The sequence below is a fragment of the Pseudomonas khorasanensis genome, from assembly GCF_014268505.2.
GTDB classification, from domain to species: domain Bacteria; phylum Pseudomonadota; class Gammaproteobacteria; order Pseudomonadales; family Pseudomonadaceae; genus Aquipseudomonas; species Aquipseudomonas khorasanensis.
This window is the reverse complement of record NZ_JABWQP020000013.1, coordinates 71,549-97,654: the sequence shown is the minus strand read 5'-3', so window position 1 is coordinate 97,654 and position 26,106 is coordinate 71,549. Positions and strand designations below refer to the sequence as shown.

At 59.2% G+C, this 26,106-nt stretch carries 22 protein-coding genes; 6 read left to right on the top strand and 16 right to left on the bottom strand.

The window, feature by feature from the left end; all coding sequences use genetic code 11:
- The first annotated feature begins 5 nt into the window (after positions 1-5).
- Positions 6-764, top strand: a complete 759-nt coding sequence (gene cobA / locus HU727_RS21780) for a uroporphyrinogen-III C-methyltransferase (RefSeq protein WP_186534115.1) — start codon at positions 6-8, stop codon at positions 762-764.
- 119 nt (positions 765-883) lie between these two features.
- Here the strand turns inward: cobA and HU727_RS21775 are convergent, their stop codons facing one another.
- From HU727_RS21775 to ppsA, 8 genes are all read right to left on the bottom strand, one after another.
- Complete coding sequence (locus tag HU727_RS21775; RefSeq protein WP_016773833.1) at positions 884-1,918, bottom strand: OmpA family protein; 1,035 nt, start codon at positions 1,916-1,918, stop codon at positions 884-886.
- A gap of 107 nt (positions 1,919-2,025) precedes the next feature.
- On the bottom strand, positions 2,026-2,616 hold the full coding sequence (gene sigX / locus HU727_RS21770; protein WP_011333251.1) for an RNA polymerase sigma factor SigX: 591 nt from the start codon (positions 2,614-2,616) through the stop codon (positions 2,026-2,028).
- 90 nt (positions 2,617-2,706) lie between these two features.
- Entirely contained in the window at positions 2,707-3,531 is an 825-nt protein-coding gene (locus tag HU727_RS21765) for a mechanosensitive ion channel family protein (RefSeq protein ID WP_186534116.1), read from the bottom strand.
- 2 nt (positions 3,532-3,533) lie between these two features.
- On the bottom strand, positions 3,534-3,782 hold the full coding sequence (locus HU727_RS21760) for a hypothetical protein (protein ID WP_003223293.1): 249 nt from the start codon (positions 3,780-3,782) through the stop codon (positions 3,534-3,536).
- A 63-nt stretch (positions 3,783-3,845) separates the two neighbouring features.
- Positions 3,846-4,841, bottom strand: coding sequence for a divalent cation transporter CmaX (cmaX, locus tag HU727_RS21755; protein WP_186534117.1), 996 nt, complete (start codon positions 4,839-4,841; stop codon positions 3,846-3,848).
- Between the two features lie 21 nt (positions 4,842-4,862).
- Entirely contained in the window at positions 4,863-5,354 is a 492-nt protein-coding gene (gene rraA, locus HU727_RS21750; RefSeq protein ID WP_186534118.1) for a ribonuclease E activity regulator RraA, read from the bottom strand.
- 221 nt (positions 5,355-5,575) lie between these two features.
- Positions 5,576-6,565, bottom strand: a complete 990-nt coding sequence (locus tag HU727_RS21745) for an alpha/beta fold hydrolase (protein ID WP_186534119.1) — start codon at positions 6,563-6,565, stop codon at positions 5,576-5,578.
- Positions 6,566-6,749: 184 nt separating this feature from the next.
- On the bottom strand, positions 6,750-9,125 hold the full coding sequence (ppsA, locus tag HU727_RS21740; protein ID WP_186534120.1) for a phosphoenolpyruvate synthase: 2,376 nt from the start codon (positions 9,123-9,125) through the stop codon (positions 6,750-6,752).
- 216 nt (positions 9,126-9,341) lie between these two features.
- Between ppsA and ppsR the strand changes: the two genes are divergently transcribed.
- Positions 9,342-10,160 (top strand): posphoenolpyruvate synthetase regulatory kinase/phosphorylase PpsR, encoded by an 819-nt coding sequence (ppsR, locus tag HU727_RS21735; protein ID WP_053118702.1) that lies wholly within the window; start codon positions 9,342-9,344, stop codon positions 10,158-10,160.
- 121 nt (positions 10,161-10,281) lie between these two features.
- Here ppsR and HU727_RS21730 read toward each other — a convergent pair whose 3' ends face one another.
- Complete coding sequence (locus tag HU727_RS21730) at positions 10,282-11,691, bottom strand: aminotransferase-like domain-containing protein (protein ID WP_186534121.1); 1,410 nt, start codon at positions 11,689-11,691, stop codon at positions 10,282-10,284.
- 120 nt (positions 11,692-11,811) lie between these two features.
- Here HU727_RS21730 and HU727_RS21725 point away from each other — a divergent pair, with 120 nt between their 5' ends.
- Positions 11,812-12,735: a DMT family transporter gene (locus tag HU727_RS21725; RefSeq protein WP_225919883.1), complete on the top strand. Its 924-nt coding sequence runs from the start codon at positions 11,812-11,814 to the stop codon at positions 12,733-12,735.
- Here the strand turns inward: HU727_RS21725 and prpD are convergent.
- The 7 genes from prpD to HU727_RS21690 form a co-directional block, all read right to left on the bottom strand.
- Positions 12,704-14,188 carry a 2-methylcitrate dehydratase gene (gene prpD, locus HU727_RS21720; protein ID WP_186534123.1) on the bottom strand — a complete coding sequence of 495 codons (1,485 nt, stop codon included), beginning with the start codon at positions 14,186-14,188 and terminating at the stop codon, positions 12,704-12,706. The genes HU727_RS21725 and prpD overlap by 32 nt on opposite strands.
- A gap of 34 nt (positions 14,189-14,222) precedes the next feature.
- Positions 14,223-15,194: an IS110 family RNA-guided transposase gene (locus HU727_RS21715; protein WP_217847141.1), complete on the bottom strand. Its 972-nt coding sequence runs from the start codon at positions 15,192-15,194 to the stop codon at positions 14,223-14,225.
- 317 nt (positions 15,195-15,511) lie between these two features.
- Positions 15,512-16,714, bottom strand: a complete 1,203-nt coding sequence (gene prpF / locus HU727_RS21710) for a 2-methylaconitate cis-trans isomerase PrpF (protein ID WP_186534016.1) — start codon at positions 16,712-16,714, stop codon at positions 15,512-15,514.
- A 52-nt stretch (positions 16,715-16,766) separates the two neighbouring features.
- Complete coding sequence (acnD, locus tag HU727_RS21705) at positions 16,767-19,361, bottom strand: Fe/S-dependent 2-methylisocitrate dehydratase AcnD (protein WP_186534017.1); 2,595 nt, start codon at positions 19,359-19,361, stop codon at positions 16,767-16,769.
- Between the two features lie 199 nt (positions 19,362-19,560).
- Positions 19,561-20,688 carry a bifunctional 2-methylcitrate synthase/citrate synthase gene (gene prpC, locus HU727_RS21700; protein ID WP_186534018.1) on the bottom strand — a complete coding sequence of 376 codons (1,128 nt, stop codon included), beginning with the start codon at positions 20,686-20,688 and terminating at the stop codon, positions 19,561-19,563.
- 130 nt (positions 20,689-20,818) lie between these two features.
- Positions 20,819-21,712: a methylisocitrate lyase gene (gene prpB / locus HU727_RS21695; RefSeq protein WP_186534019.1), complete on the bottom strand. Its 894-nt coding sequence runs from the start codon at positions 21,710-21,712 to the stop codon at positions 20,819-20,821.
- The gene (locus HU727_RS21690; protein WP_186534077.1) at positions 21,709-22,431 is read right to left on the bottom strand and encodes a GntR family transcriptional regulator; all 723 of its coding nucleotides are present in this window, start codon (positions 22,429-22,431) and stop codon (positions 21,709-21,711) included. Before HU727_RS21690 ends, prpB begins: the two co-directional genes overlap by 4 nt.
- Positions 22,432-22,802: 371 nt before the next feature.
- On the opposite strand from HU727_RS21690, the gene rloA reads away from it, so the two are divergent.
- From rloA to HU727_RS21675, 3 genes are read left to right on the top strand one after another with little or no spacing between them, the layout of a single operon-like run.
- Entirely contained in the window at positions 22,803-23,339 is a 537-nt protein-coding gene (gene rloA, locus HU727_RS21685) for a retropepsin-like aspartic peptidase RloA (protein ID WP_186534020.1), read from the top strand.
- 5 nt (positions 23,340-23,344) lie between these two features.
- Positions 23,345-24,880, top strand: a complete 1,536-nt coding sequence (gene rloB, locus HU727_RS21680; RefSeq protein WP_186534021.1) for an osmotic stress tolerance membrane protein RloB — start codon at positions 23,345-23,347, stop codon at positions 24,878-24,880.
- Entirely contained in the window at positions 24,880-25,866 is a 987-nt protein-coding gene (locus HU727_RS21675) for an alpha-L-glutamate ligase-like protein (protein ID WP_016773817.1), read from the top strand. Before rloB ends, HU727_RS21675 begins: the two co-directional genes overlap by 1 nt.
- The last annotated feature ends 240 nt before the right edge of the window (positions 25,867-26,106 follow it).

The window sequence follows — 26,106 nt, the reverse complement described above, 5'->3', positions numbered from 1 at the left end:
ACACCATGAATGCGAAAGTCTGGCTGGTAGGCGCAGGCCCTGGCGATCCGGAGTTGCTGACCCTCAAGGCAGTCCGCGCATTGCGCGAGGCCGATGTGGTGCTGATCGATGACTTGGTCAACGACGCGGTGCTGGAACATTGCCCGGCTGCGCGGGTGATTGCCGTTGGCAAACGCGGCGGCTGCCGCTCGACGCCCCAGGCATTCATCCACCGCCTGATGTTGCGCTACGCGCGTCAGGGTAAATGCCTGGTGCGGCTCAAGGGCGGTGATCCGTGCATTTTCGGGCGTGGCGGAGAAGAAGCTCAGTGGCTGCGCGAACGTGGCGTTGAAGTGGAACTGGTCAATGGCATCACGGCGGGGCTCGCCGGGGCGACGCAATGCGATATTCCGTTGACGCTGCGCGGTGTGGCGCGCGGGGTGACACTCGTCACTGCGCACACTCAGGATGACAGCCAATTGAACTGGCAGGCCCTGGCACAAGGCGCAACGACGTTGGTGATTTACATGGGCGTCGCCAAGCTGGGCGAGATTCGTGAGCAATTGCTGGCAGGTGGCATGGCGGCGGATACGCCGGTGGCGATGATCGAAAACGCCTCTTTGCCTGAGCAGCGGGAATGCCGGAGTGATCTGATGCGCATGAGCGATGACGCGCTGGTTTTCGGATTGAAAAGCCCGGCGATTCTGGTGATCGGTGCGGTGGCGGCTGTTGTTGTAGATCAAAAGATCGCTGCCTGCGGCAGCTCCTACTTTGGAGCTGCATAGATCCTGTAGGAGCTGCCGAAGGTTCGGGCCGCGTTCGGACGATCTTTAAAGCTGCAAAGTCAAATCGCAGACAAAGAAAAGCCCGGCCTAAGCCGGGCTTTTCTCAGAGCGGCAGCTAATTACTTAGCTTGAGCTTCAACCTGCGCTTCTACGCGACGGTTTACAGCGCGGCCAGCGTCAGTTTTGTTGTCAGCAACTGGGCGGGATTCGCCGTAGCCAACAGACTGAACGCGGGACGATTCAACACCGTACTGGTTGGTCAGAACTTGCTTAACGGCGTTTGCACGACGCTCGGACAGTTTCTGGTTGTAAGCGTCAGGACCGACGGAGTCAGTGTGACCTTCAACAGTAGTGGTGGTGGATGGGTACTGCTTCATGAAGTCAGCCAGGTTCTTGATGTCGCCGTAGCTGTTTGGCTTGACTACCGACTTGTCGAAGTCGAACTTCACGTCCAGCTCAACACGAACAACTTCAGCAACTGCTGGGCAGCCATCAGCGTCAACAGTTACGTTGGCTGGGGTGTCCGGGCACTTGTCAACGTTGTCGCAAACGCCATCGTTGTCGCTGTCGGAGCAGACTTCAGCAGGTGCTGGAACTGGAGCAGCAGCTGGTTTGGAACCGCCACCGAAGTTCACACCGATACCGACGCTAGGAGCCCACTCGGTGTCGCCCTGGTCGATGTTGTACTGAGCTTCAACGCCGGCACGGGCGTAGAAGTTCTCGGTGAAGTACAGCTTGGCACCGCCGCCAACGTTGGCGAAGGTGGAACGGTTACGACCGTTCGAACCGTTCTGGTCGATGCTCTGGTCAGAGAAACCGGCCGAAACGTATGGACGAATCATGTCGCCTGGGTTGTTGAAGTGGTACAGAGCGTCCAGAGCGGTGTTAGCGCCTTTGACGTTCTTGCCATCGTCGGCACGTACGTTGTGCACTTCGTCGTAGCCCAGACGCAGTTCTACGTCGTCGGTCAGGAAGTAACCGATCGAACCGCCGAACAGGTTGCCGTTGTTCTTGAAGTTACGAGCGCTGTCGAATTGTTCTTTCTTAGCGAAGCCTTCGATTTCAACTGCGCCTTGGCCTTGTGCCAGAGCGCCGAACGAAGTGGCGGCAATCAGAGAACCAATGGCCAAGCCCAAGGTGTTTTTCAGTTTCATCCGTTAAATCCCCATCTGGTGATTGTGAAGCAGTCCCGCAAACCGGGGGACAACTCGGCGGCAAGTCTATCAGAACTTGCCTACACGTAAGAGATATTTGCGCTGAACTAAGTTTCAGCAATGCCTGCAAATTTCTCACGCAATTTATCTAGAGCGCGTTTGTACCGCATTTTTGTCGCACTCAAACCCATATGCATGATGTCTGCAATCTCCTGAAATTCCAGCTCTGCGACAAATCGTAGCACCAGAATTTCGCGGTCAATCGGATTCACATACACCAGCCAGCGATCAAGCCCGCCCTTCTCCTCCGGCTTCGGCGCCTTTTCTTCAGACGCTTCTTCAAGAGGGTCCAGACTGAGAGCGTCCATCAAGCGACGCTTACGCCGTTCCTTCCGATACTGCGTGATGCATTCGTTGTAAGTGATGCTGTAAAGCCAGGTTTTGAACTTCGATTTCCCCTCGAAGTTCTTCAGGCCGTACAGCACCTTCAGCATCACTTCCTGACAGACATCGTCTGCGTCGCGATCGTTCCCAAGATATCTCGCGCAGACGTTAAATAATGTTCGCTGGTAACGCCGCATCAACTCTTCATAGGCGCGCGTTACGTGAAAAAGCTCGGTATGCGAGCGCGCGACCAACTCCTCATCAGAGAGCTCGCGGGGGTCGTAGCGCGTGGATAGCGTTTGGGCTTTATTCAAAACAAGTCGTGCCGACAGTCAGGTCAATGTCCGCCACAACCAGCCTCAGCTGGCATTTTGCGGCGGCATACATTAGCAGGGTTTGCCGGTTTAGCGGCTACTCACATGCTGTTCCAGCAGGATCCGATTGGAAAGAGAGACTAGCTCACCCTCATCGGTCAGCAATGTGGTTTTAACCGTGCCGATCTCTTCGATCTGGCCTTCGACCTCGCCAACACGCACTTGTTGCCCAACCTCGTACAGCTCACGCACATAGATTCCCGCAAGAATCTGACCGGCAATTTCCCGGCTTCCCAAACCCATGGCCAGCGCAACTGCCAGACCAACGGTAATCAATACGATAACAATGACGTGGTTCAGCAGGTCGGTCTTGACCTCAAGCTGGCTGATCGCGACCGAAAGGCTGATGATGATAACCAGCCCCTGAGCTATCCGCCCCAACCCCGAAGCGTAGTCCAGGCCTACACCTTCTGCCGCCCCGCGCACCAGCCCATTGGCCAGTTGCGCCAGTAACACACCGACCAACAACACCAGCGCGGCGCCGAATACCTTGGGCAAATACAGCGCCAGCATGTCCAGCGTAGCTGAAACTCGCTCAAGTCCAAGGGATTCTGCCGCAGAAACCAGAAAGATGAGCAGAACGAACCAATAGACGATTTTACCGATAAGGGTCGAGATCGGCACCTGCAAACCGGCACGCGACATCAACTTGGTCAATCCGGTGCCGCCCATCAGGCGATCGAGGCCCAGTTTGGCGAGCAGCTTGGACAGCAGGGTGTCGAGCAGCTTGGCCACGACGAAGCCCAACAACAGCACCACCAGTGCGCCGAACAGGTTCGGAATGAAGTTGGCGACTTTGGTCCACAACGCAGTCATTGCAGTGACGAGGCTCTGAGTCCAGAGATCAAGTTCCATATTCAATCAGCCTTATCAGCAGTGCGAGCAGTAGTTTTACGAAGACGGGAAACCGGCGAGACGTGGGCCGAGCCGTTGTTCAGGGCGATCATCAGCGCGGGCAGCCAGCGGCCCAGCAGGCTGAACAGATCACCGGCGCCGACCTGGCGGTTGGCGGTTTTGAGTACGCGGCCCAGGCACGCATCGTCGTCGCGGCTGGACGGCGAAGCGTTGAGCATGTCGCGCAAAGACTGTTCAAACGGATCGTGCATACGCACCTCTCGTGATGTCTGTGAAAGACGCGGGCAAATCTGGTCGGGTCACATGTGCCATTTTCATACCCAGCGCAAACGACGGAACAACCACCACTGACCAAGCGCCAGGGTAAGCACCGTCAAACAGGCAATCAGGAAACCATAAGGACTGCTGGCGAACGGAATGCCGCCCACATTGATACCCAACAGACCGGTGATAAAACTCATCGGCAAAAATATGCAAGTGATAATGCCGAAGCGGTACATGGTGCGATTCATGCGTACGCTCAAGCGCCGGTCTTCGGCCTCAAGCACAAGCCCCACGCGCTCCCGGGTCAATTCCAGCTCTTCCAGATAACGCGTCAGGCTGTTGTTCAGTTCATTCCAGTAATCGGCATCATCCTCGACGAACCACGGCAGTTTTATCCGCGTCAGCTGTCCGAAAATATCCCGCTGCGGTGCGAGAAAACGCTTAAGCCCCGCTGCCCTGCGGCGGATGTGCAAGATGGCACCATGCTCGGGGGTATACCGTTCGTCGGCATCGAGTTTTTCTTCCTCTTCATCGACCACTTCCGACAGACAAGTGACCAGATCCTGCACCTTGTTAGTGAGGAACTGCGCCAGATAAAGCATCAATTCAGAAGATGTTTTCGGTCCCTTGCCTTCTGCCAGCAGCTCCAACAACTCATCCGTGGCGCGAAGCGGACGCAAACGCAGGGAAATCACCCGTTGGGCGGACGCGAAAATCCGCACCGAAACCATGTCTTCAGGCTCGGCCCCGGGATTGAGGTTGACGCCACGCAGAAACAGCAGCAGCTCGGAGTCGGGCAACGGCAGCAAGCGTGGCCGGGTGTTCTCTTCCAATAAAAGATCGCAGGTGAACTCGTTGAGCCCGCTGGATTTGCGCAGCCAGGTCTGGGTCTGTGGATGGCTGCGATCCCAGTGCAGCCAAAGGCTTTCGTGGGCCGGCAACTGCAAGTCGTCAAGTTCAGTCCGGGCTATCGAACGCGCGCCGCCTCTGCCGTCCAGCACCAGGGCGTGCACCAGCCCCCACTGCGCGTTTTCTTCCTCGAACATCCGCATCCCTTAATCGAAAGCTTATTCAGGCATCTGCAGCGGACTCGGCGAGACGATCACGCCGTTGTTGTCCGCATAAATGTACTGGCCCGGATGGAACGTCACGCCGGCGAAAGTCACCGGGACGTTGAGATCACCGATGCCGCGCTTGTCGGTTTTCATCGGGTGGGAGGCCAGGGCCTGCACGCCGAGGTCGGTCTGGGCGATGACATCGACGTCACGGATGCAGCCGTAAATCACCAGCCCTTCCCAGCCGTTCTGCGCAGCCTTGGCGGCGATCATGTCGCCCAGCAATGCGCGGCGTAGCGAGCCGCCACCATCAACGACCAGCACTTTGCCTTTGCCGTCGAGTTCGGCCTGCTCCTTGACCAGCGAGTTGTCTTCGAAGCACTTGATGGTCACGATCTCGCCACCGAATGAATCACGGCCGCCGAAATTGCTGAACATCGGTTCCAGCACCTGCACCAGCTCCGGATAGGCGTCGCACAGGTCAGGCGTAAGGTAGTGGTTCATCGAAAAACTCCTGTAATAAGGAAGACGCTCAAGGATGACGCATTCTTGTGAGGCGTGTCTGGGCAGTCGCTGTTTACCTTAGCCCATGCCATGGTCGCTGACCGAAGCTGAACAAACCCTGAAACGTAATAGCTAAACAGCCACCAAATATGACCAGAACCGCATGATGCGTCATATCTTAGCCGCAAGCCAAGCCGAACGAAATGCCCCGCAGCCTCGCATCAGACCGCAGCAGCCAGATCAGGCTTCTCGCCCAGCAACGGTGTTTGCTGATCGTTCAGCCAGCGACCCACCAATGGCCACACTTCAGCCTGCGCCGCTTTGCTCACCAGCATCTCGACATGGCCAAAATTGTCGCGAAAGCCCTGTTCGCGTCCCAGATTGATGAATTGCTTGTGCCCTGAGCCCATCTGCTCGAACAACTTGCGACAAGCCCACGCCGGATCCTGATGATCGCCGGCCGCCGTCACTGCCAGCACTGGCACTTGAACGTCCGCCAGCCCGGCCCACCAATCCTTGTCCTTGTCGCCAAACCGGCCGAACAAGCCGTACCAGCGCATGCTTTCGATGGCCAGCCCGATGGGTTCGTCTTCCGGGCCTCGCTTGAGACGTGAGCCGGACAACTGCGCGAAGCGCTTGAGAATAAAGCGCCCGCCCCACTCCACCGGTGGAATCTTCAACGGCCAATACGTGCGGCTGACTTGCGTACCGAAAAACGCCGCCGAGGCTACAGCGGGTTCGCCGAGGTACTGGCCACCGATCGCTGCCGCCAGGGTGATGCCGCCCAGCGAATGGCCGATCCAGTGCGGCACCTGTCCGCTTTGTTCACGCACGAACGCGGCAATCGCCGGCAAATCGTACCGGGCGTAATCGGCGACGCAGTTACGGCGGTACGCTTCGTTGCGCTGTGACAAACCGTGACCACGCATTTCCGGGATCCACACATCGAAGCCCTGACGCGCCAGATACGCGCCGAGCCCGAGGCCTTTGGGCGAAAACCAGAAACGTCGATTGGAAAAGCTGCCGTGCAGCAAGATGACCGGCACACCACGGGGCACCGACTCATCGGCCATGCCCAAGCGCGTGACGGCGACCTCGACGGACCAGTCCGGGCTGTTGCCGGGTTTCAAACGATAGACGTCTTCGCTCAGATCGCCGCGCCGCTCGGCGCTGATCAGGGCGACAGGAAACAGGTTGCTGCTGCTTTGCATAATGCTCTTGCACAAAAAAGGGCGGCATCCGGAGACCCCGCCCTGCTTCAATCTCAAGGCCCAGCCCATGCGGGAGCGAGCCTGCCCGCGAAAACGGTAAGTTCAGCGACATCAATGTTGGATGTCAGTCCGTCTTCGCGAGCAGGCTCGCTCCCACAGGGCAAGGCCGTCGTTTACCTATTGATCAAGCCTGTGGCTGGCCTTCGGCGAGGAAGAACCAGGTTTCCAGCACGGTGTCCGGGTTCAGCGACACGCTCTCGATACCCTGCTCCATCAGCCACTTGGCCAGATCCGGGTGGTCGGAAGGACCCTGACCGCAGATGCCGATGTATTTGCCAGCCTTGTTGCACGCCTGGATGGCGTTGGCCAAGAGCTTCTTGACCGCCGGATTACGCTCATCGAACAGGTGCGCGATGATGCCGGAGTCGCGGTCCAGACCCAAAGTGAGCTGGGTCAGGTCATTGGAGCCGATCGAGAAGCCGTCGAAGAACTCGAGGAATTCCTCAGCCAGAATCGCGTTCGATGGCAGCTCGCACATCATGATCACACGCAGACCGTTCTCGCCGCGCTTCAAGCCATTCCCTGCGAGCAGATCGACGACCTGGCTGGCTTCGCCCAGGGTACGCACGAACGGCACCATGATTTCGACGTTGGTCAGGCCCATCTCGTTGCGCACACGCTTGAGCGCGCGGCATTCGAGTTCGAAGCAGTCGCGGAACGATTCGCTGATGTAACGCGAAGCGCCACGGAAGCCCAGCATCGGGTTTTCTTCTTCCGGCTCGTACAGCTTGCCGCCGATCAGGTTGGCGTATTCGTTGGACTTGAAGTCCGACAAACGCACGATGACTTTCTTCGGCGTGAACGCTGCAGCGAGGGTACTGATGCCTTCCACCAGTTTGTCGACGTAGAAGTCGACCGGGTCGTTGTAACCAGCAATACGCTTGTCGACGCTGTCCTTGATTTCCTGTGGCAGACCGTCGTAGTTCAGCAGCGCTTTCGGGTGGACGCCGATCATGCGGTTGATGATGAATTCCAGACGGGCCAGGCCTACACCGGCGTTCGGCAGTTGCGCGAAGTCGAAGGCGCGGTCCGGGTTGCCGACGTTCATCATGATCTTGAACGGCAGCTCCGGCATGGCGTCGACAGAGTTCTTCTTGATGTCGAAGCCCAGTTCGCCTTCGAAGATGTAACCGGTGTCGCCTTCGGCGCAGGACACGGTCACGCCCTGGCCATCCTTGAGCAGTTGGGTGGCGTTGCCGCAACCGACAACGGCCGGGATGCCCAGCTCACGCGCGATGATCGCGGCGTGGCAGGTGCGGCCGCCACGGTTGGTGACAATGGCGCTCGCGCGCTTCATCACCGGCTCCCAGTCGGGGTCGGTCATGTCGGACACCAGCACGTCGCCCGGCTGGACTTTGTCCATTTCCGAGACATCCTTGATGATCCGCACTTTACCGGCGCCGATGCGCTGGCCGATGGCGCGACCTTCAACCAGCACGGTGCCGGTTTCCTTGAGCAGGTAACGTTCCATGACGTTGGCCTGGGTGCGGCTTTTCACGGTTTCCGGACGGGCCTGCACGATGTACAGCTTGCCGTCGTCACCGTCCTTGGCCCACTCGATGTCCATCGGGCAGCCGTAGTGTTTTTCGATGATCATGGCCTGCTTGGCCAGCTCGCTGACCTCCGCGTCGGTCAGGCAGAAGCGCGCGCGGTCAGCCTTGTCGACATCGACGGTCTTGACCGAACGACCAGCCTTGGCTTCGTCGCCGTAGATCATCTTGATGGCTTTGCTGCCCAGATTGCGACGCAGGATCGCCGGGCGACCGGCCTCCAGCGTGCCTTTATGGACATAGAATTCGTCCGGGTTGACCGCGCCTTGTACAACGGTTTCGCCCAGGCCGTAGGCGCCGGTGATGAACACCACGTCACGGAAGCCGGATTCGGTATCGAGGGTGAACATCACGCCGGCGGTGCCGGTTTCCGAACGCACCATGCGCTGCACGCCAGCCGACAGGGCGACCAGCTTGTGATCGAAGCCCTGGTGCACGCGGTAGGAAATGGCACGGTCGTTGAACAGCGAAGCGAACACCTCTTTGGCGGCGCGGATAACGTTTTCCACGCCACGAATGTTCAGGAAGGTTTCCTGCTGACCGGCGAAGGATGCGTCCGGCAAGTCTTCGGCGGTAGCGGAAGAACGCACGGCCACGGCCACGTCAGGGTTACCGGCCGACAGCGCGGCGAACGCGGTGCGGATTTCGGCATTCAGTTTTTCAGGGAATTCGGCTTCCATGATCCACTGACGGATCTGAGCGCCGGTCTTGGCCAGGGCATTGACGTCGTCAACGTCGAGCGCGTCGAGGGCCTTGTGGATCTGCTCGTTGAGGCCGCTCAGCTCGAGGAAATCACGATAGGCCTGAGCCGTCGTGGCGAAGCCGCCGGGGACCGAAACACCGGCGCCTGCCAGGTTACTGATCATCTCGCCCAGGGATGCGTTCTTGCCCCCCACATGCTCAACATCGTGTTTGCCGAGCTTATCGAGGGAAACTACGTACTCTACCAAGGTGATCTCTCCACTAACTGTGTTGGAAAAGCTCAGAAACCGGCGGCCCGGGGGAGCCTCGGCCGGCTGTGTGGCCTGGACCTGGAAAATAAGTGAGAATGCTGGCCAATGGCGGCCGGCAAATCGCGCCTATCATATCCAAGAATCATTACCAGTGTCCTGTGTCGCACGTGCGTATTTGTGATCGGTGACACTCACTCAAGGCCCAAGGTGCAAATGAAACGATCTGCTTTCTTCATCTCCGATGGCACCGGCATCACCGCCGAAACCCTGGGTCAAAGCCTGCTGGCGCAGTTCGAAAACATTACCTTCAGCAAATTCACGCGACCGTACATCGACAGCGTGGAAAAAGCGCGGGCCATGGTACAACAAATCAACAAAGCCGCTGATACCGACGGCTTTCGCCCGATCATCTTCGACACCATCGTCAACCAGGACATTCGTGAGATTCTCGCAACGTCCAATGGTTTCATGATCGACATTTTCTCGACCTTCCTCGCGCCTCTGGAGCAGGAACTGACCGAGCACTCTTCCTACACCGTCGGCAAGTCTCACTCGATCGGACACAACTCCAATTACATGGAGCGTATCGAGGCGGTGAACTTCGCCCTCGACAACGATGACGGCGCCCGTACGCACTATTACGACAAAGCCGATTTGATACTAGTGGGTGTGTCGCGATGCGGCAAAACGCCGACGTGCCTGTACATGGCGATGCAGTTCGGTATCCGTGCGGCCAACTATCCGCTGACCGAAGACGACATGGAGCGCCTGACCCTGCCAGCCGCCCTGCGCGCTCATCAGCACAAGCTCTTCGGCCTGACCATCGACCCGGACCGCCTCACGGCGATCCGTAACGAACGCAAGCCCAACAGCCGCTATTCGAGCTACGCCCAGTGCGAGTTCGAAGTGCGTGAAGTGGAAAATCTGTTCCGTCGCGAGAATATTCCGCACATCAATTCCACGCATTTTTCGGTGGAAGAGATATCGGCGAAGATCCTCGTCGAGAAAGGCGTGGAGCGACGGTTCAAGTAGGTCTGCATTGCCTGGCCTGACGCCTTCGCGAGCAGGCTCGCTCCCACAGGGTTTTGTGGTGAATGCAAAATTTGCAGACACACCCGAAACCTGTTGGAGCGAGCCTGCTCGCGAATAACGATCACACGGTTTCCGTTAATGCCCCGGCCAGGGCTTCGAAGCCTGCAAGCAACAACTGGTCATCCCCCACCGGATTGCACACACTCACCCGAATGAACTGCGGCACCGCGCCATGCCCGACCGCGAACGCCTCGGCAGTCGCGACCAGATAGTTGTTTTCTTTCAATTCCGCAGCGATCTGCGACGCCCGCCACAACTCGGGCACCTCTACCCAGAAATGCGGACTGTGCGTATGGGTTTTGTAATCCAGGCCTTCCAGCATTGGCGCGACCAGCGCCTTGCGCCGCCCGATCTCGGTGATCTGTTCATCGAGTAAACGTTCGGCCATGCCGTTTTCGATCCACAGGCTCGCCACTTCCATCGACAGCGGATTGGCCATCCAGCAACTCCCCCGGATGGCCGAACCGATCCGCCCGATCAATGCTTGCGGCGCGTGCAGATAACCGACCCGCAGCCCCGCCGACACGGCCTTGCTCAAACTGCCGATCAGCACTGAGCGTTCCGCTGCGAAGTAACTCAGCGGCAACGGGCGCTGACGGTCGAGGACCGCATGCGCTTCGTCCTCGATGATCAGCAGATTGTGTTGCCTGGCGATGTCGGCAATCGCTTCGCGCCGTGGGATCGACATCACGGCCGCCGTAGGATTCTGAATGGTCGGCGTGCAGTACAACGCCGAAACGCGATGCTGGCGGCAAATATCCTCCAGTGCCGAGGGTAGAAGTCCTTCGTCGTCCATCGCAGCGCCGATGAGCTTTATCCCGAGCTGACGTGCGACGCTGATCAGTCCGGGGTAGGACAATTGCTCGGTGACCACGGTGTCGCCCGCCTTGAGCAAGCCCATCAACGCGCACAGCAATCCGTGCTGACCGCCGTTGACGCAAAGCACCTGATCGGCGTGCGGCACAAAATCGCCATGACGCAACCAGACGGCGCCCGCCAAGCGATGCCGCGCCAGACCAATTTCGGCGGTGTAGCCGGTCAATTGCCGCAACACACCCGGATCGGTAGCCAGATCCTGAAGAGACTGGCTCATGAACGCCGCCTCCTGGCCCGGTATTGGTTGATTCCGGCTCATGTCGAAACACGCCGGCGGCTCGTCGCTGACATTGCGAAAGCCTTTATCCTGGGGCCGCTCCATCCCGCGCTGACGCACATACGTGCCATCTCCTACACGGGCCACGACCAAACCGACACGCTCCAACTCGCCATAAGCCCGGCTGACCGTTCCGATGGTGACGCCGAGACTGTCCGCCAACAGTCGGTGCGGCGGCAACTTGCTGCCGGCATCGATAACGCCTTCCTTGATCGCTTGTGCGACGGCATCGGCGAGGCGTTTGTATTTGACACCCGCGCGGTTGGCGAGACCGCCCCTGAGGATTGACACCATGGCAATACTTGCTTTGACAGTCATTGTCGCCCCGAATAGCGTGCTGAAAACAGGTTCAATCAGACATAAACCTTTTCAACAAAGCGGTCAATTCGAACGCCGGGAGCACGCGCCATGTCGACCACTGTCAGCACGCCAATCAGCATGACCAAGCCCAGGCTCGCCGGATTTGTCACCAGCCTGCTGTTTCTCATCGTTTGCCTGAGCTGGGGCACTACGTGGCTGGGAATCAAGATCGCGATTGAAAGCGTGCCGCCACTTACCGCGGCGGGCCTGCGCTTTTTGATTGCCTTCCCGCTGTTCCTCAGTTTCGCGCTGTTGCGAAGAGAGCCTTTGCTGTTTCCTCGGCAAAGTCGCTGGTTCTTTGTGTTCGTCACGCTGTCGTACTTCAGCGTGCCCTACTACCTGCTCAACTACGGCGAAATCCACGTGTCGTCGGGCCTGACGGCGCTGCTGTTCAGCTGCATGCCGGTGTTTATCCTGGTGTTCTCTGCGTTGTTTCTGCGCGAGAGAATCTACCCTTCGCAGGTACTCGGCATTGCCATTGGTTTCGGCAGTCTGTTCATGATTATCCGTAGCCAGGGTTTGCTTGTGGATAAAGCCGAATGGCTCGGCGTGCTGGCGATTCTCGGTGCAGCCGTAATGCACGCGCTGTGTTACGTGGTGACTAAAAAGCACGGCAGCGCGATCAGCGTGATCACCTATAACACCTTGCCGATCGGCATCGCCGGGGTGCTGTTATTAATTGTCGGACTAAGCCTCGAAGCGCCACAGTTTCAGAACGTGACCGCGCGCTCATGGGGCGCCCTGCTCTATCTCGGGCTGGTGGCATCGGTGGGCGGATTTATCGTTTATTTTCTGCTGCTTAAACGCTTGAGCCCGATCATTCTGTCGTTCGTGTTTATCATTTTTCCGGTATTCGCTGTGATCATCGGCGCCTGGTACGAAGGCCAGGCGCTCTCAAAGGAGTTGATGATCTATTCGGCGATACTGTTGAGCGGTTTTGCGATCACCAAGTTGCCGTTTGAAAAATGGTTCAGATGGCCCATAGATCGACAAAGCGATTGACCGGCGTCGCTTCAAGCCGCGCCAGATCCTTGCATAGATCAAAGATTTCCCCGCCGCGCAGGGCGGTGAAGCGCGTCGCCAGATTGGCTTTGAACTTGTCCTCGAGCAGCGGAATGCCGTCCGCACGGCGGCGACGATGGCCGATCGGGTATTCCACGACGACGTTGTCGGTGCTGCTGCCGTCCTTGAAGAGAACCTGCACGGCGTTGGCAATCGAGCGCTTGTCAGCCTCCAGGTATTCACGGGTGTAACGCGGCTCTTCGACGATGACCATTTTGTCGCGCAGCACATCAATGATCGGGTGCGCCTTGTGGAAATCATCCTCGTAGTGCTCGGCAATCAGATTGCCGAACGCCAGCGGTACAGCGGTCATGTATTGAAGGCAATGGTCGCGGTCAGCGGCGTTGGCCAGCGGCCCGACCTTGGAAATGATGCGGATCGCCGATTCGTGAGTGGTGATGACGATGCGGTCGATTTCATGCAGGCGATTGCGCACCTGTGGATGCAGGGCCACCGCCGCTTCGCACGCCGTTTGCGCGTGGAACTCTGCCGGGAAGCTGATTTTGAACAGCACGTTTTCCATCACGTAGCTGCCGAACGGCCGTGAAAAACTGAAGGCGCGTTTATCGTCGGGTTTCAGTGCCAGATCGTTGTTGGTGTGACTGAACGACACGTCGTAGAAGCCCCACTGTTTCGCGCTCAGCACACCGGGAATGCCCATCTCGCCGCGCATCGCGATGTCGGCCAGACGCACGCCACGACTGGTCGCGTCGCCCGCTGCCCAGGACTTTCGTGAGCCGGCGTTTGGCGCATGGCGATAGGTACGCAGTGCCTGTCCATCGGCGAACGCGTGGGACAACGCCGATAAAAGCTGCTCGCGATTGGCGCCCATGAGTTTGGCAGTGACGGCGGTCGAGGCGACTTTCACCAGAATGACGTGGTCGAGTCCTACGCGGTTGAAAGAGTTTTCCAAGGCAATCACGCCTTGAATCTCGTGCGCCATGATCATCGCTTCCAGCACATCGCGCACCGTCAGCGGCGCTTCGCCACTGGCCAGGCGCTTTTGCGACAGGTGATCCGCGACCGCAAGAATCCCGCCGAGGTTGTCCGAAGGATGCCCCCATTCAGCGGCGAGCCAAGTGTCGTTGTAGTCGAGCCAGCGGACAATGCAGCCGATGTCCCAGGCAGCCTTGACCGGATCCAGACGATACGGCGTGCCGGGAACCCGAGCGCCGAACGGCACCACGGTGCCTTCGACAATGGGCCCCAAGTGCTTGGTGCATTCAGGAAAACGCAGCGCCAGCAAGCCGCAGCCCAACGTGTCCATCAGGCAGTTGCGGGCGGTGTCGAGGGCTTCGGCGGATTCGGCTTTGAAGGTGAGGACGTAATCGGCAATGTCCTGCAGGACGATGTCGTAGTCGGGACGGTTGTTCAGGTCGACGTTGGCGCTCATGTTCGATTCACTCCTGTAGATACCGTCTTAAGCCTCACCGGGCAAGCGCAAGTTTCGGGTCATATGGCAGTCCTGACTTGAGCACTCCGTAAACGAAGTGCAGCAGCTTGCGCATTGCCGCGCAGATGATCTGCTTGGGGGCTTTGCCGTTGGCCTCCAGGCGCTCTTTCATCGCCTTGATCGCCTTATTGTGTTTCAACGCCACCATGCCAGGCATGTAAAGGCCTGCACGCAGCCGTGCTGACCCTACTCTTGAGATCAGGGTATGACCTTTGAACTTTCCTGATTCCTGCAGCTTTGGATTGAGCCCCGCAGCAGCGACCAGTTGGCGAGGATCACTGTATTTGCGCAAGTCACCCAGTTCGGCCAGCAATCGCTCAAGCGTTTTTTGTCCGATGCCGTCGATGGTTACGATCAGATCCCGCATCTGACGCATATCCGGGTCGTCATCGATGTGTTTTTTGATCGCCTTATGCGTTTCTACGATCTCTTTTTCGATATGGCGCAGAACGGAGTTGATCGAGTCTTTGACCTTTTCGTCGGAAACGTCCAGACGATTAAGCTCCATTTGTTCCATTTCCTGAAGGTCATCCAGGCGGCGCACCATTGCTTTCAACTGGCGATATTTCAGCGGCTCAGGCGCCCATGGCCGAAGCTTTTGATCCTTTTCCCGAGCGAAGTCGGCGATCAGTTTCGCATCGCTTTTATCGGTCTTGATCCGGCGAAGTTCGCTGTCAGCGTACGCTTTGGTCGTAGCCGGGTTCACCACGCAGACCCGGAAGCCTTTGTTGTAAACGAACTCGGCAAGCTCCAAGTGGTAGACGCTGGTGGCTTCCATCACGATCAGGGCCGAACGCTCGACGTTTTTGTCTAGCCAAGCCTCAAACTCTTTGAAGCCCTTTGGATCGTTGGCCAGTTTGGCCTTGGTTTTGTGCTTGCCGTTGGGCAGGTGTGTAGCGATATCAAAGGTGTTTTTTGCGATGTCGACGCCAACGAAACCGGACATGATCGTTTCTCCACTTGTTCCCTGTTGTGATCATCACGTCACTCTGTCCAACCTTGCGAATGCGGGCTCTCGCCGGAGGCGGGCCCAAGATACCGTGCGAACTGTACGAGTGAGTGTGGAGGGCTGGAGCACGATCTACGTCACAGGCAACAAGCCTAAGGAGCTGCGCGGCTTCCAAGTCCCTCCCTCGATGATCAGTCGAGAACTATCGCTCCTGACGGAGCGTTAGTCGAGATACAAGGAGCTGCCGAAGGCTGCGATCTTTTGATCCTGAAAGATCGCAGCCTTCGGCAGCTCCTACCTGGTGGTGTGTTGGGTCAGAAAGAGTCGCCGGGAACGCGGACGAAGCCTTCCATCAGCACCCGCGCGCTGCGGCTCATGATGGCTTTTTTCACCACCCACTCGCCGTTTTCGAAGGTGGCTTCAGCGCCTACGCGCAACGTCCCTGACGGGTGCCCAAAGCGCACGGCATTGCGCTCGACGCCACCCGCCGCCAGATTCACCAGCGTCCCGGAAATCGCCGCCGCCGTGCCAATGGCCACCGCCGCCGTGCCCATCATGGCGTGATGCAGCTTGCCCATCGACAGTGCTCGCACCAGCAGATCAACGTCAGCCGCGGCAACCGCTTTGCCGCTGGAAGACACGTAATCCGCAGGCCTGGCGACAAACGCGACTTTCGGCGTGTGCTGCCGTTTGGCCGCTTCTTCCAGATTCGAAATCAACCCCATCCGCAGCGCGCCGTACGCTCGAATGGTTTCGAACATCAGCAGTGCTTTCGGATCGCCGTTGATCGCACCCTGCAGCTCGGTGCCGGTGTAGCCGATGTCTTCGGCATTGACGAAAATCGTCGGGATACCCGCGTTGATCATGGTCGCCTTGAACGTACCGACACCGGGCACTTCCAGTTCATCGACCAGGTTGCCGGTCGGGAACATCGAGCCACCGCCGCCCTCTTCTTCTGCCGCCGGGTCCATGAATTCCACTTGCACTTCGGCGGCGGGAAACGTCACGCCGTCGAGTTCGAAATCGCCGGTTTCCTGCACCTCACCGTTGGTGATCGGCACATGGGCGATGATGGTCTTGCCGATGTTGGCCTGCCAGACCCGCACCACGGCGACTCCGTTGTGCGGAATGCGGCTGGCGTCGACGAGTCCGTTGCTGATGGCAAACGAACCGACCGCCGCCGACAGGTTGCCGCAGTTACCACTCCAGTCCACAAACGGCTTGTCGATGGACACCTGCCCGAACAGGTAATCGACGTCGTGGTCGGCCCGGGTGCTTTTCGAGAGGATCACGGTTTTGCTGGTGCTGGACGTGGCGCCGCCCATGCCGTCGATTTGCTTGTCGTACGGGTCCGGACTGCCGATCACGCGCAGCAGCAATGCGTCACGGGCCGGGCCGGGAACCTGAGCAGCTTCAGGCAAATCCGTGAGGCTGAAAAACACGCCTTTGCTGGTGCCGCCGCGCATGTAGGTGGCGGCGATTTTAATTTGAGGGGCGATCTGTGATGCGTGAGCCATGATGCTCCTTACCGAAGGCATGGGACTGAAATCCCATGCCCCCATCAGTTGATTAAACAGCCACCGCCGACCCTTCGAGGAAGTCCTGAGCGAAGCGCTGCAACACGCCGCCAGCCTCGTAGATCGACACTTCTTCAGCGGTATCGAGACGGCAAGTGACCGGCACTTCAACGCGCTCGCCACTTTTGCGATGGATCACCAGCGTCAGATCGGCGCGCGGTGTGCGCGCGCCGATGACGTCATAGGTTTCGCTGCCGTCGATGCCCAGCGTCTTGCGGTCAGTGCCCGGCTTGAACTCCAGAGGCAACACGCCCATGCCCACCAGGTTGGTGCGGTGGATGCGTTCAAAGCCTTCAGCGGCAATCGCTTCCACGCCCGCCAGGCGCACGCCTTTTGCCGCCCAGTCGCGGGAGGAACCCTGACCGTAATCGGCGCCGGCAATGATGATCAGCGGCTGCTTGCGCGCCATGTAGGTTTCGATGGCTTCCCACATGCGCATCACTTTGCCTTCCGGCTCGACACGGGCCAGCGAGCCCTGTTTGACCTGGCCGTTTTCCACGACCATTTCGTTGAACAGTTTCGGGTTGGCGAACGTTGCGCGTTGCGCGGTCAAGTGGTCGCCACGGTGGGTGGCGTAGGAGTTGAAGTCTTCCTCCGGCAAGCCCATTTTCGCCAGGTATTCGCCGGCTGCGCTGTCCAGCATGATCGCGTTGGACGGCGACAGGTGATCGGTGGTGATGTTGTCCGGCAGCACCGCCAGCGGGCGCATGCCCTTGAGCGGACGTGCACCAGCCAGTGCGCCTTCCCAGTAAGGCGGACGGCGGATGTAGGTGCTCATCTCGCGCCATTCGTACAGCGGCGTGACTTTCGGGCCGGTGTCTTCATGCACGGCGAACATCGGAATATAGACCTGGCGGAACTGCTCCGGCTTGACCGAAGACTTCACCACCGCGTCGATTTCTTCGTCGCTCGGCCAGATGTCCTTGAGGCGGATTTCCTGGCCATCGACCACACCCAGCACGTCCTTTTCGATATCGAAACGGATGGTGCCGGCGATGGCGTACGCGACCACCAGTGGCGGCGAAGCGAGGAACGCCTGTTTGGCGTATGGGTGAATGCGGCCGTCGAAGTTGCGGTTGCCCGACAACACGGCGGTGGCGTAAAGATCGCGGTCGATGATCTCTTGCTGGATCACCGGGTCGAGCGCGCCAGACATGCCGTTGCAGGTGGTGCAGGCAAACGCCACGACACCGAACCCGAGCTGTTCCAGTTCGGTGGTCAAACCCGCCTCATCGAGGTACAGCGCCACGGTTTTCGAACCCGGCGCCAGCGAGGACTTGACCCATGGTTTGCGGGTCAGGCCGAGCTTGTTGGCATTGCGCGCCAGCAGACCGGCGGCGATGACGTTGCGCGGGTTGCTGGTATTGGTGCAGCTGGTAATGGCGGCGATGATCACCGCGCCGTCCGGCATCTGCCCCGGCACGTCATCCCACTGGCCGGAGATACCTTTGGCGGCCAGATCCGCCACCGCGACGCGGGCATGCGGGTTGCTCGGCCCGGCCATGTTGCGCACCACCGACGACAGATCGAAGGTCAGGCCGCGCTCGTATTGCGCGCCCTTGAGGCTGTCGGCCCACAAACCGGTGAGTTTGGCGTATTGCTCGACCAGTTGGACCTGCTGATCTTCACGACCGGTGAGCTTCAGGTAATCAATCGTTTGCTGATCGATGTAGAACATCGCGGCCGTGGCGCCGTATTCCGGGGCCATGTTGGAGATGGTCGCGCGGTCGCCAAGGGTCAGCGCAGCGGCGCCTTCGCCGAAGAACTCCAGCCATGCGCCGACGACTTTCTGTTTGCGCAGGTATTCGGTCAGCGCCAGCACCATGTCGGTGGCGGTGATACCAGGCTGCAGCTTGCCGGTCAGCTCGACGCCGACGCTCTCCGGCAGGCGCATCCACGAGGCACGACCAAGCATGACGCTCTCGGCCTCAAGACCACCGACGCCGATGGCGATGACGCCCAGGGCATCAACGTGCGGGGTGTGGCTGTCGGTGCCGACGCAGGTATCCGGAAAGGCTACACCGTCGCGCACCTGGATCACCGGAGACATTTTCTCCAGGTTGATCTGGTGCATGATGCCGTTGCCCGGCGGAATCACATCAACGTTCTTGAAGGCTTTTTTGGTCCAGTTGATGAAGTGGAAACGGTCTTCGTTGCGCCGGTCTTCAATGGCGCGGTTTTTCTCGAAAGCCTGGGCATCAAAACCGCCCGCCTCGACGGCCAGCGAGTGATCGACGATCAATTGCGTCGGCACCACCGGGTTCACTTGCGCCGGGTCGCCGCCCTGCAACGCGATGGCATCGCGCAAACCGGCGAGGTCAACCAACGCGGTCTGGCCGAGAATGTCATGGCAAACCACACGCGCCGGGAACCACGGAAAGTCGAGGTCGCGCCTGCGCTCGATCAACTGCTTGAGCGAATCGGTCAGCGTCGCCGGATCGCAGCGACGCACGAGGTTTTCCGCCAATACGCGAGAGGTGTACGGCAGGGTGTCGTAGCTGCCAGGCTGGATCGCCTCGACTGCCGCGCGGGCGTCGAAATAATCCAGAGGGCTGCCGGGCAGCGTTTTGCGAAATTGTGTGTTCATCGGGTCAGGACTCGGGTCACGGTAGTTTCAAAGGGTGGCCGACACAAACCTGAGTTACACACCATCCACTGTGGGAGCGAGCCTGCTCGCGAAAGCGGTAGATCAGTCGACATCGATGGTGAATGTCAGTCCGTCTTCGCGAGCAGGCTCGCTCCCACAGGGTCTAGCGGTGTTTTCCGGGATCGGGTCAGCCCACCATTCAGCGACGTTCGATTGGCACGAACTTGCGCTGTTCGACGCCGACGTATTCGGCGCTTGGACGGATGATGCGGTTGTTGGCGCGCTGTTCGAACACATGCGCGGCCCAGCCGGTCAGGCGCGAGCAGACGAAGATCGGCGTGAACAGCTTGGTCGGAATGCCCATGAAGTGGTACGCCGAGGCATGATAGAAATCGGCATTGGGGAACAGTTTCTTCTGCTCCCACATCGTCTTGTCGATGGCTTCGGAAACCGGGAACAGCACCGTGTCGCCTACTTCATCGGCGAGTTTTTTCGACCACCCCTTGATCACCTCGTTGCGCGGGTCGCTGTCCTTATAGATCGCGTGGCCGAAGCCCATGATCTTGTCCTTGCGCTCGAGCATTCCCAGGGTGCCTTTGATCGCTTCTTCCGGCGACGAAAAACGCTCGATCATTTCCATCGCCGCTTCGTTGGCACCGCCGTGCAGCGGGCCGCGCAACGAGCCGATGGCCGCCGTCACGCAGGAATACAGGTCCGACAGGGTCGAGGCACACACCCGCGCGGTGAACGTCGAGGCGTTGAATTCATGCTCGGCGTAAAGAATCAGCGACACGTTCATCACTTTGACGTGCAGGTCGCTCGGCTTCTTGTCGTGCAGCAAATGCAGGAAATGCCCGCCGAGGGTCGGCTCGTCGCTGACGCAATCGATGCGCTTGCCGTCGTGGCTGAAGCGATACCAGTAGCACATGATCGCCGGGAACGCGGCGAGCAGGCGATCAGTCTTGTCGCGTTGCTCGGAGAAGTCTTTCTCCGGCTCAATGTTGCCGAGGAACGAACAACCGGTGCGCATCACGTCCATCGGATGGGCGTCAGCAGGGATGCGCTCGAGCACTTCCTTCAGTGCTGGCGGCAGGTCGCGCAGTTTGCTCAGCTTGCTCTGGTAATCGGCGAGTTGCGCCTTGGTTGGCAGCTCTCCATAAAGCAGCAGGTAGGCGACTTCTTCAAATTGTGCGTCGGCTGCCAGTTCGCGAACGTCGTAGCCGCGATAGGTCAGGCCGGCGCCAGCCTGGCCCACGGTGGACAGTGCGGTTTGCCCGGCAACCTGACCACGGAGCCCGGCGCCACTGAGTACTTTTGCTTCGGCCATTGCTGTCTCCAATTTTCTTGAATTTGTAGGGGAAACATGTGGGAGCGAGCCTGCTCGCGAATAGTGCATCAGGGACACCGCGTTATCGTTGGCGTCCTTCGCGAGCAGGCTCGCTCCCACAGGGTCTTGTTCAGCCTTTTTTCTGTGCAAACAACGCATCAAGCTTCTGCTCGAACGTGTGGTAATCGATTCGATCGTAAAGCTCCATGCGAGTTTGCATGGTGTCGATGACATTCTGCTGCGTGCCATCGCGGCGGATCGCGGTGTAGACGTTTTCCGCCGCTTTGTTCATCGCCCGGAACGCCGACAGCGGGTACAGCACCAGCGACACGTCGGCGCCGGCCAGTTGCTCGGTGGTGTACAGCGGCGTCGCGCCGAACTCGGTGATGTTGGCCAGGATCGGCGCTTTGACACGGCTGGCGAACAGCTTGTACATGTCCAGCTCGGTAATCGCTTCCGGGAAGATCATGTCGGCACCGGCCTCGATGCACGCGGCGGCGCGATCCAGTGCCGACTCCAGGCCTTCCACCGCCAGCGCATCGGTGCGCGCCATGATCACAAAGCTGTCGTCGGTGCGCGCATCGACCGCGGCCTTGATGCGATCGACCATTTCCTGCTGGCTGACGATTTCCTTATTCGGACGATGGCCGCAGCGCTTGGCGCCGACCTGGTCCTCGATGTGAATCGCCGCCGCGCCGAACTTGATCATCGACTTGACCGTGCGCGCCACGTTGAACGCCGACGAGCCAAAACCGGTGTCGACATCGACGAGCAGCGGCAGGTCGCAGACATCGGTGATGCGGCGCACATCGGTCAGCACATCATCCAGACCGGTAATGCCCAGATCCGGCACACCGAGCGAGCCCGCGGCCACCCCGCCACCGGAGAGATAAATCGCCTTGAAACCGGCGCGCTTGGCCAGCAGCGCGTGGTTGGCGTTGATCGCGCCGACGACTTGCAAAGGATGCTCGCTGGCGACCGCATCGCGGAAACGCTGGCCCGGCGTGTTCAGGTTGGAACTCATGACTCACCTCGTTCAGTGGCTGTCTGGTGGTGGGCGCCGTCCTCGTAGTGACGGGCAATGTTGCGTTTCGAGGCGCCGATGTGACGGCGCATCAACAATTCCGCGAGTTCGCCGTCACGGTCGGCGATGGCGTCGAGAATCCGGTGGTGTTCGGCGAAGGCCTGATGCGGGCGGTTCGGCGTGGTGGAAAACTGGATGCGGTACATGCGCACCAGTTGATAGAGCTCGCCGCAGAGCATCTGCGTCAGGGTGCGGTTGCCGCTGCCCTGGATAATCCGGTAGTGGAAGTCGAAATCGCCTTCCTGCTGGTAGTACCCGACACCGGCCTGAAATGCGGCGTCGCGCTCGTGGGTTTCCAGCACTCGGCGCAGCTCGTCGATTTCTTCGACGCTCATGCGCTCGGCGGCGAGACGACAGGCCATGCCCTCGAGGGATTCACGGATTTCGTAGAGTTCGATCAACTCGGCATGACTGAGCGAAACCACTCGCGCGCCAACGTGCGGTATGCGCACCAGCAAGCGCTGCCCCTCCAGCCGATGGATCGCCTCACGCAACGGCCCGCGGCTGATGCCGTAAGTGCGCGCCAGCTCCGGCTCGGAGATCTTGCTGCCCGGGGCGATCTCTCCCTTGACGATGGCCGCCTGAATACGCCGGAAGACGTTCTCCGACAGCGTCTCGGAATCGTCGCCGCTGATGACCGGGGGATCGAGTTGATCCAGCATGATTGTCGACACCTTGATATCCAATGCGGCAAAAACTAGCTAATTAGCCCGCATACGTCAAAGGATAAATAGGTATTGTCGACAATCGTCTAATAACCTAAAAAGATCGCAGCCTCCGGCAGCTCCTACAGGATGTACGCAATCCCATGTAGGAGCTGCCGAAGGCTCGGGCCGCGATCGGACGATCTTTTGATCTCTGCGCTGGACGGCGCAAGCGCTGGCGCCATAAAACCACCGTGCTAGAATGCCGCCCGCATTTGCTGGTCATTTGTACGGCTTGCCATAAAAAGCTGATAAGCACACGCAGGGGCTTGCGCGCGGTTGCGCGGGCACCTGAACCGATAACGGAACGCTGCGCACCAGGATTTATGAGACTCAAGCCTTTCCCCACATTATTAGCGCTGTTTTGCCTGCCCGGCCTCGCCGCCGCGGGGGAAAAAACCGTGTACGGCCTCAACGAATACGCTTCGCTCGATGGCATCAATCTCGAAGTCGCCGCCAAACTCGACACCGGCGCGAAAACCGCCTCATTGAGTGCGCGCGATATCAAACGCTTCAAACGCAACGGTGAATCCTGGGTACGTTTCTACCTGGCAATCGACGCCGCGCACTCCCACCCGATCGAACGGCCGCTGGCCCGGGTCAGCAAGATCAAGCGTCGCGCCGGCGACTACGATCCGGAAGAGGGCAAACAGTACACGGCCCGTCCGGTGATCGAGCTGGATATCTGCATGGGTTCGGCGATGCGCAGCATCGAAGTGAACCTGACCGACCGAAGTGCGTTCCAATACCCGCTTTTGATCGGCTCCGAGGCCTTGAAACGCTTCGACGCGCTGGTCGATCCCAGTCTTAAATACGCTGCCGGCAAACCTGCCTGCACCATCGCCGCTCATACCGCCGAGTAATTTCCATGCGTTCTCTAACCTTCCACCTGAAAATCCTGATCGCCGTTCTGGTGTTGTTGGGCGTTTCGGTTACGGCCTATCAGATTTTCGTGCTCGGCATCCCGGTGACCGAAGACGCCACCGACGACCTGTGGAACATCGACGCCAAAGTCGAGTTCGTCGCCAGCACCAAGGACCCGGTGAAAATCCAGATGTTCGTGCCGCCCCTGAGCCGCGATTACGTCAGCCTCAACGAGAGTTTCATCTCCAACAATTACGGCGTCGCCGTGAACCGCGTTGATGGCAACCGCAAGGTGACCTGGTCGGCTCGTCGCGCCAAGGGCAACCAGACGCTTTATTACCGTCTCGTACTGACCAAGCGTTACACCGCCGAAAAATCCAAGGTCAAAGGCCCGACCTTCCGTGACAGCATGGTCATCGAAGGCCCTGAAAAAATCGCCGCCGAAGCCCTGCTCGCACCAATCCGTCAGCACTCGGCCGACGTCGAAACCTTTATTGGCGAGGCAATCAAACGGGTAAATAACGTCAACGATGACAACGTGAAGCTGCTGCTGGCCGGCGATCCGTCGACGCCGCACAAAGCCAAAATCGTTGAGCTGCTACTGTCGATCGCCCACGTGCCGGTCGAAAAAGTCCACACCATTCGCCTCGTCGCCGATCAGCCACAAACGCCTGAGCTGTGGCTGCGCAGCTTCAACGGCAACGACTGGCTGTATTTCAACCCGGAAACCGGCGAACAGGGCCTGCCGACCGACCGCCTGCTGTGGTGGACCGGCGACGAAAACCTGATCACGGTCGACGGCGGCAAGAAAGCCAACGTGACTTTCAGCCTGAACAACAGCGAGATGAATGCGATTCGTCTGGCCAAGCTGACCGACGAAAACACCGACGCCAATTTCCTTGAATACTCGCTGTACGGCTTGCCGCTGCAGACCCAGCAAACCTTCATGATCATGGTGATGATCCCGATTGGCGTGCTGGTAATTCTGATCCTGCGCAACCTGATCGGCCTGCAGACCCTGGGTACGTTCACGCCCGTACTGATCGCCCTCGCCTTCCGCGAAACGCAATTGGGCTTCGGCATTCTGCTGTTCACGGTGATCACTGCGCTGGGCCTGTCGCTACGCTCCTATCTTGAGCATTTGAAGCTGCAAATGCTGCCGCGCCTGTCGGTGGTGTTGACCTTCGTGGTGGTGCTGATCGCGGCGATCAGTCTGTTCAGCCACAAGCTTGGACTGGAGCGCGGCTTGTCGGTGGCGCTGTTCCCGATGGTGATCCTGACCATGACCATCGAACGCCTGTCGATCACCTGGGAAGAACGCGGTGCCAACCATGCGCTGAAAGTCGCCATTGGTACGCTGTTTGCCGCGTCCCTGGCGCACTTGATCATGACCGTGCCGGAGCTGATTTACTTCGTGTTCACCTTCCCGGCGATCCTGCTGATTCTGGTGGGCTTCATGCTGGCCATGGGTCGTTATCGCGGTTACCGCCTGACCGAACTGGTGCGTTTCAAGGCTTTTCTGAAGAAGGCTGACACCTGATGTTCGGTTTCTGGAAGACCTGGAAGGCCCTGGAAGCCCGGGGCATCATGGGCATCAATCGGCGTAACGCAGACTACGTGCTCAAGTACAACAAGCGCAGTCTGTACCCGATCGTCGATGACAAGATCCTCACCAAGGAACGCGCCATCGCGGCCGGCATTCACGTGCCGGAGCTGTATGGCGTGATCTCCACCGAGAAGGAAATCGACAAGCTCGACGAAATCATCGGCGGACGCAGCGACTTCGTGATCAAACCGGCCCAGGGCGCCGGAGGTGACGGCATCATCGTCATCGCCGACCGTTTCGAGGGCCGCTATCGCACGGTGTCGGGCAAGATCCTTGCCCACGAAGAGCTTGAGCATCACATCTCAAGCATCCTCACCGGCCTGTATTCGCTGGGCGGCCACCGCGACCGCGCGCTGATCGAATACCGCGTGACCCCGGACCAGATCTTCAAGAGCATCAGCTACGAAGGCGTGCCGGATATCCGCATCATCGTGCTGATGGGTTACCCGGTAATGGCCATGCTGCGCCTGCCGACCCGTCAGTCCGGCGGCAAAGCCAACCTGCACCAGGGCGCCATCGGTGTCGGTGTCGATCTGGCGACCGGATTGACGTTACGCGGCACCTGGCTGAACAACATCATCACCAAACACCCCGACACCACCAACGCGGTGGACGGCGTGCAACTGCCCTACTGGGACGGTTTCATGAAACTCGCCGCAGGTTGTTATGAGCTCTGCGGGCTGGGTTACATCGGTGTGGACATGGTCCTGGACCAGGAAAAAGGCCCGCTGATTCTCGAACTGAACGCACGACCGGGTCTGAATATTCAGATCGCCAACGACTGCGGGCTGACGCTGCGTACACACGCGGTCGAAGCGCGGCTTGAAGAGCTAAAGGCACGGGGCGTGAAGGAATCCGTTGAAGAGCGGGTGGCGTTCACTCAGGAAATGTTTGGGCATATTCCTGCCGTCGAAGGCTGATCCGAAACCGAGTCGCGCCTGCTCGTGAAGGCAGTTGATCGTTCCCACGCTCTGCGTGGGAATGCATCCCGTGACGCTCCGCGTCACAGTGGACGCAGAGCGTCCATGGCGGCGTTACCACGCGGAGCGTGGGAACGGATCAAGCACTCGGTCTGCTCCCTTCCCCCTCGCCCCCTTGGGGAGAGGGCTGGGGTGAGGGGGCAGGCTTTTGACTTTGATCTGGCCCTCGAGAGGACTACA